This window comes from Enterovirga sp. (genome assembly GCF_035325185.1).
In the GTDB taxonomy this organism is placed as follows: Bacteria; Pseudomonadota; Alphaproteobacteria; order Rhizobiales; family Beijerinckiaceae; genus Enterovirga.
On record NZ_DAOLAJ010000107.1, the window covers coordinates 5,684 to 11,737 of the forward strand.

The 6,054-nt window shown below is 70.1% G+C and carries 6 protein-coding genes; 2 read left to right on the forward strand and 4 right to left on the reverse strand.

All coding sequences use genetic code 11. The annotated features are described in order from the left end of the window. Positions 1 to 20: 20 nt before the first annotated feature. From PKD06_RS16365 to PKD06_RS16375, 3 genes are all read right to left on the reverse strand, one after another. A complete protein-coding gene (locus tag PKD06_RS16365) occupies positions 21 to 965 on the reverse strand; it encodes a methyltransferase domain-containing protein (protein WP_324381950.1) in 945 nt (314 codons plus the stop codon). Between the two features lie 51 nt (positions 966 to 1,016). After that, entirely contained in the window at positions 1,017 to 2,348 is a 1,332-nt protein-coding gene (locus PKD06_RS16370; protein WP_324381952.1) for an MFS transporter, read from the reverse strand. Between the two features lie 83 nt (positions 2,349 to 2,431). Continuing rightward, entirely contained in the window at positions 2,432 to 3,556 is a 1,125-nt protein-coding gene (locus PKD06_RS16375) for a 2'-deoxycytidine 5'-triphosphate deaminase (protein ID WP_324381954.1), read from the reverse strand. A 103-nt stretch (positions 3,557 to 3,659) separates the two neighbouring features. On the opposite strand from PKD06_RS16375, the gene PKD06_RS16380 reads away from it, so the two are divergent. Then, a complete protein-coding gene (locus tag PKD06_RS16380; RefSeq protein ID WP_324381959.1) occupies positions 3,660 to 3,986 on the forward strand; it encodes an NIPSNAP family protein in 327 nt (108 codons plus the stop codon). 29 nt (positions 3,987 to 4,015) lie between these two features. Here PKD06_RS16380 and infC read toward each other — a convergent pair whose 3' ends face one another. Then, positions 4,016 to 4,546: a translation initiation factor IF-3 gene (infC, locus tag PKD06_RS16385; RefSeq protein ID WP_324381956.1), complete on the reverse strand. Its 531-nt coding sequence runs from the start codon at positions 4,544 to 4,546 to the stop codon at positions 4,016 to 4,018. Between the two features lie 320 nt (positions 4,547 to 4,866). Between infC and PKD06_RS16390 the strand changes: the two genes are divergently transcribed. Then, on the forward strand, positions 4,867 to 6,054 hold a 1,188-nt coding region (locus PKD06_RS16390; RefSeq protein WP_324381961.1), incomplete at its 3' end, for a glutamate-5-semialdehyde dehydrogenase.

The following is a 6,054-nucleotide window of genomic DNA, read 5'->3' on the forward strand; positions in this document are numbered from 1 at the left end:
CGGCGGGGAGGGAGGGCGGCCTACCGCCCCAGCACGAAGACCCGCCCCGGCACGGGCTGCCCCCGATCCTCGCGCATCGCACCCGCCTCGGACAGCAATAGCCGCAAGCCGGCCTCCACGGCGAGTTCGAGGATATGCTCCTGCGCATGGGCGTAGCGCATGTCCCCGCCGAGCACGACGCCCCTCCCCTCATGGTCCTGCACGGTGAAGCCGAGGAGGCCCCCGCGCGCCAGGACGCGTGCGGCCTCTGAGAAAACCGGCGCGAGATCGGCCACATAGACGAAGACGTCCGTCGCGAGCACGAGATCGGCCGAAGCGTCCGGGCGGCCCGACAGCCACTCGACCAATTCGCCCGCCGCCAGTTCGTCATAGACCTTCTTGCGGCGCGCCCGCTCGACCATGGCGGGGGAAAGATCGACGCCCGCGAGATGCCCGCAGACGGGGCGGAAGACCTCCCCCGCGAGCCCCGTTCCGCAGCCGAGATCGAGCGCCCGCGCGAAGCGGAAATCGCGCAACCCACGGCTCGCCGCCCGCCGCACCGCCTCGTGCAGCACCTCCGGCGCGCGGTATTTCAGCGAGACCGTCAGGTGACGGTCGAAGCGGACGGCGTAATCGTCGAAGAGACGGCGGATATAATCCGGCGACATCGCCTCCAGCGGATCGCCGATGCCGAGCGAGGCGAGGCGCAGCCGCGCGCCCTGGGCGTCCTCCGGGTCGCGCAGCAAGGCCATCTCGAACGCCTTGACCGCCTCCCGATAGGCCTCGACGCCCTCGTCCGTGCTGCGGGCTGCGCGATATTGCGCCTCGCGCGCCTCGCCGAGAAGGAACCAGGCCGGCGCGAAACGCGGCGCGATCTCGACCGTCTGCCGCGCGAGATCGGCCGCCGCCTCGAGGTCGCCCTCGCGGAAGGAGGCCTCGGCATAGGCGTAGCGGCGATCGGCGAGGAGATCGCCGGAAGAATGCATGTCGGGAACCCGTGCGTGGCAGAGGCGTCTCGGCCCGCGCGCGGGCCGGTGTCAAGCGGGCCTGGGCGGGGCGACGGCGTCGGGTGCGGGCTCCTCCCGCGGCGCGGCCGTGTCGCGCCCGACGAAGAGGCACAGGATCACGACGGGGATGCCGATCGCCGCCGTCGCCGCGAAGAAGACGGGGAATCCCCAGGCCGCCACCATGAAGCCCGAAAGGCCGGAGACGAGCTTGCCCGGCAGCGCGTAAAGCGAGGACAGGAGCGCATATTGCGTGGCCGCGAAGCCGATGCCGGTGAGGCCGGACATGTAGGCCATGAGCGCCGTGCCGGCGAAGGTGCCGGAGAAATTGTCCACCGAGATGGCGATGATGAGCCGCCACACCTCGGGCTGCCCCATGGCGAGCCAGGAAAAGGCGAGGTTCGAGGCCGCCCCCGCGATCGCCCCCACGACCAGGACCGGGAACAGCCCGTAGCGCACGATGGCCCAGCCGCCGACGAAGGCGCCGAGCATGCCGATCCAGATCCCGTAGAGCTTGGAGACGGCGGCGATCTCCGGCAGCGAATAGCCCATGCGAATGTAGAAGGGATTGGCCATCACGCCCGAGACGAAATCGGGCAGGCGATAGAAGGCGACGAGGGCGAGCACGGCGAGAAGGCGCGGCCCCTCGCGGCGATAGAGATCGGCCACGGGCGCGGCGACGGCGTGGCCGAACCGGAAGGGCTCGCGCGGGCCACTCTTGGCCGCCTCGGGCGGGGCCGGCGCAAGCAGCGAGGCCGTGATGCCGACCAGCATCAGCCCCGCCATGGCGAGATAGGCCGCCCGCCACCCCTCGGACATCGCCGCCTTGGAGGCGTCCGGTCCCGCGACATGACTGACGAGCACGAGAGCCCCCGCCCCGGCGGTGATCAGGGCGAGGCGGTAGCCGAGCTGATAGGAGGCCAGCATCAGGCCCTGGCGCTCGACGGGCACCGATTCGATGCGCCAGGCATCGATGACGATGTCCTGTGTCGCGGCCGAGAAGGCCATCAGGAAGGCGGCGACGCCGAGCGCGCCCAGGCTGGAGAGCGGATCGGCCGCCGCCATGGCGAGGAGCGCGAGCCCGACGCAAATCTGCGAGAGGACCATCCAGGCCCGGCGCCGCCCGAGCAGGCGCGACAGCACGGGCAGGTCGAGCGCGTCCACGACCGGCGCCCACAGGAACTTGAAGCTGTAGGGCAGGAGCAGATAGGCAAAGAGCCCGATCGCCTTGATGTCGATATCGGCCGTGGCGAGGCGCGCGGTGAAGGTTCCCGCGACCAGCAGGAAGGGCAGGCCGCAGGAAAAGCCGAGCGCCAGCATCAGCGCGACGCGCCGGTCGAGATAGGGGCGAAGCTTCTCGATCATCACGGGGATCCGAGCCGGCGGGGGCCGGCGATCCTCCGCTTATGCCTTAAGGATGGTTAAAGAAGGGCCTCCTCGGCCGCCGCTCACGGGTGCGCCCTGAACTGCTTGGAGAGCTTGAGGTCCTGGCCCTGGTAGTTCGAGGTGCCGATCGCCCCGTAGAGCGCGTCGGGCTCCTCCGCCATGCGCTCGTAGGCGAGGCGGCAAACCATCTGGCCGTCCTCGAGGTTGAAGGGAACCTCGTGGCTGCGCACCTCCATCACCGCCCGGCTGCCCGGATGCCCCCCCGGCGCATAGCCGAAGCCCGGATCGAAGAAGCCGGCATAGTGGACGCGGAACTCGCCCATGAGCGGATCGATCGGCACCATCTCGGCCGCGAGGCTTGGCGGGATGTGCAGGCGCTCCTTCGAGACGAGGATGTAGAACTCGTTCGGATCGAGGATCAGGCGCCTGTCGTCGCGGGCCGGGACGGGCTCCCAGTAATCCTCGATGCGATAATGGCCGATGCGGTCGAGGTCGATCACGTCGGTATGGCGCTGGGCGCGGTAGCCGACGAGGCGCGAGGGGCCGAGGCCCGACAGCTCGATGCGCAGGGCGAGGCCGTTGCGGATCGAGATCGCCCCGTCCACGAGGGGCGAGCGCGCATGAAGCTCGCGCAAGCCGGCATCGGACAGGCGCAGCCCGTCATGCTCGGAATCCGGGCCGCGGCGCCGGAAGCGGAGCTGGTTGAGGCGCGTCCCCTTGCGCACCTTCACGGAGAAGGTGCGCGGCGAGACCTCCGCGTAGAGGCGGCCGCGATAGCCGGCGCCAACCGCGTCGAAGACCTCGCTGCGGTCGGCAATGAGGCGCGTGAAGACGTCGAGGCGCCCGGTCGAGCTTTTCGGATTGGCGGCGGCCGAGATGCTTGCGGGCAGGTCCAGCCGTTCCATCAGCTCGACCACATAGACGCAGCCGCGCTCGAAGATCGCCCCTTTTTCCAGGTCGATCTCCTCCCAGCCGAGCGTGCGCAGCTTGTCCTCGACGCTGGCCTCCCCGCCCGGCAGGAAGCTTGCCCGCACCCGGAAGGCGCGCCGGCCGAGCCGGAGGTCGAGGCTCGCAGGCTGGTACTGGCTCTCGCGAATGGGCTCGGCCGCGCCCAAGACGCCGCGCAGGACGAGATCGCGGATGCGCTGGCGCGGCATCAGCCCTGTGAGATCTTCGACGTCGCTCATGCGGCCACTTAGAGCATTTTCGCGTGAGGTGAAGCCGGATTCCCCTTTTCGGGATCATGCTCTAGGACGCCCGCACGGCCGGAGATCGGCCGTGGAGGAAGCCATGGTCTACGAATTGCGCGTCTATCATTGCCTGCCGGGACGCCTGCCCGCCTTGCTCAAGCGCTTCGGGGGCACCACGCTCGGTCTCTGGGAGAAGCACGGGATCAGGCAGGCGGGCTTCTGGACGACGCTGATCGGGCCCACGAACCACTCGCTGACCTATCTGCTCGCCTGGGAGTCCCTCGCCGAGCGCGAGGCGAAGTGGACGGCCTTCCAGTCCGATCCCGAATGGCTGGAAAAGCGCGCCGCCTCCGAGGCGGACGGCCAGATCGTCCACAACATCGAAAGCTCGTTCCTCACCCCGACATCCTTCTCGTCGGTGAAATAAGCCTTCGCCACGCCGAACCTGTCGCCGCCTCAGCGCGGCGCCAGGATCATGATCATCTGCCGGCCCTCGAGCATGGGCTCGCTCTCGACCTTGGCGACTTCCGCCGTCTCCGCCTTGACGCGTTCCAGCAGCTTCAGGCCGAGATCCTGGTGCGCCATCTCGCGCCCGCGGAAGCGCAGCGTCACCTTGACCTTGTCGCCCTCCTCGAAGAAGCGCTGCACGGCCTTCATCTTCACGTCGTAATCGTGCTTGTCGATGCCGGGGCGGAGCTTGATCTCCTTGACCTCGACGGTCTTCTGCTTCTTGCGCGCCTCGTTCTGCTTCTTCTGCTCGAGGAAGCGGAAGCGGCCGTAATCGAGCAGCTTGCAGACCGGGGGAGCCGAATTCGGCGCAATCTCGACGAGATCGAGGCCGGCATCCTCGGCGATCCGCAGCGCCTCGGGGAACGCGACGACGCCCCTGTTCTGGCCGGTATCGTCGATGAGCTGCACTTCGCGAACGCCCCGGATATCGCGATTGGCACGCGGTCCGTCCTTCTGCGGGACCGGCGGGGCTCTCATGGGTCTGCGAATGGGGTCTTCTCCTCAGCGGTTTGCAGCACCGGCCGCCCGCAGGAGAGACATATGTGGATCCACGCGCGCGGCCTTCCCGGTCATGTGGCACATCGCGCGGCCAAGTCAATGATCGCAGCCCGTCGGAACGACGATCGCGCGCGCCTGTGCCCGCGCTTCCACAACCGATGCGCGGGTGCCCCGGCGCAATAGCCGCGCGGCCCCGCCCCGTGCTACAGCGCGGCGCGAAAGGAACGCATATGAGCGCCGCCATCGGAATCGGCCGGAATCCGCAAGCCGGGCAGCAAACGCCCCCGACGCCGGAACTGATGGCCGCGATCGGCCGGCACGCGCGCGCCGCGACCCACGCCCTCGCGCTCGCCCCGGCCGCGACGAAGCGGGCCGCGCTCTCCGGCGCCGCGGCGGCGATCCGCGAGGCCTCGCGGACGATCCTGGCCCGCAACGCCCTCGACCTCGCCGACATGAAGGCCGGCGGGCGTCCGGCCGCCTTCATCGACCGCGCGACGCTCGATCCGGGCCGGATCGAGGCCATGGCCGCGGCCGTCGCCGAGATCGGCGCCCTGTCCGATCCGGTCGGGCGCGTCCTCGCCCGTTTCGAGCGGCCGAACGGCCTCCTCATCGAGCGGGTCGCGACGCCTCTCGGCGTCGTCGGCGTGATCTACGAGAGCCGGCCCAACGTCACGGCCGACGCCGCCGCGCTCTGCCTCATGGCCGGCAACGCCGTGATCCTGCGCTCCGGCTCGGAAACGCTGCGCACGGCCGCCGCCATCGCCGAGGCTTTCGCCGCGGGGATCGCCGCGGCCGGGCTGCCGGCCGAGGCCGTCCAACTCGTGCCCGTCGCCGACCGCGCCGCGGTGGGCGAGATGCTGGCGGGGCTTGGCGGCAACCTCGACGTCATCGTGCCGCGTGGCGGGCGCAGCCTCGTCGAGCGCGTCCAGGCCGAGGCGCGGGTGCCGGTCTTCGCCCATCTCGAAGGGCTGTGCCACGTCTTCGTCCATGCCAGGGCGGATCTCGCCATGGCGCGCGAGATCGTGGTCAACGCCAAGATGCGGCGCACCGGCATCTGCGGGGCGGCGGAGACGCTGCTCGTGGACCGCGCCTGCGCGGGAACGCATCTGCGCCCCCTCGTCTCCGCCTTGCTGGACGAGGGCTGCGAGGTGCGCGGCGACGCGGAGGTCCTCGCGAGCGATCCGCGCGCCGTCTCTGCCGCGGAGGCGGACTGGTCGACCGAATATCTCGACGCCGTCATCTCGGCCCGGGTGGTCGAGGGGCTGGACGGGGCGCTCGACCACATCGCGCGCTACAGCTCCCATCACACCGACGCGATCGTCACCGCGGACGAGAACGCGGCGCGGCGCTTCCTGGCGGAGGTCGATTCGGCGATCGTGATCCACAACGCCTCGACGCAATTCGCCGATGGCGGGGAGTTCGGCTTCGGCGGCGAGATCGGCATCGCGACGGGCCGGATGCATGCGCGCGGCCCGGTCGGCGTCGAG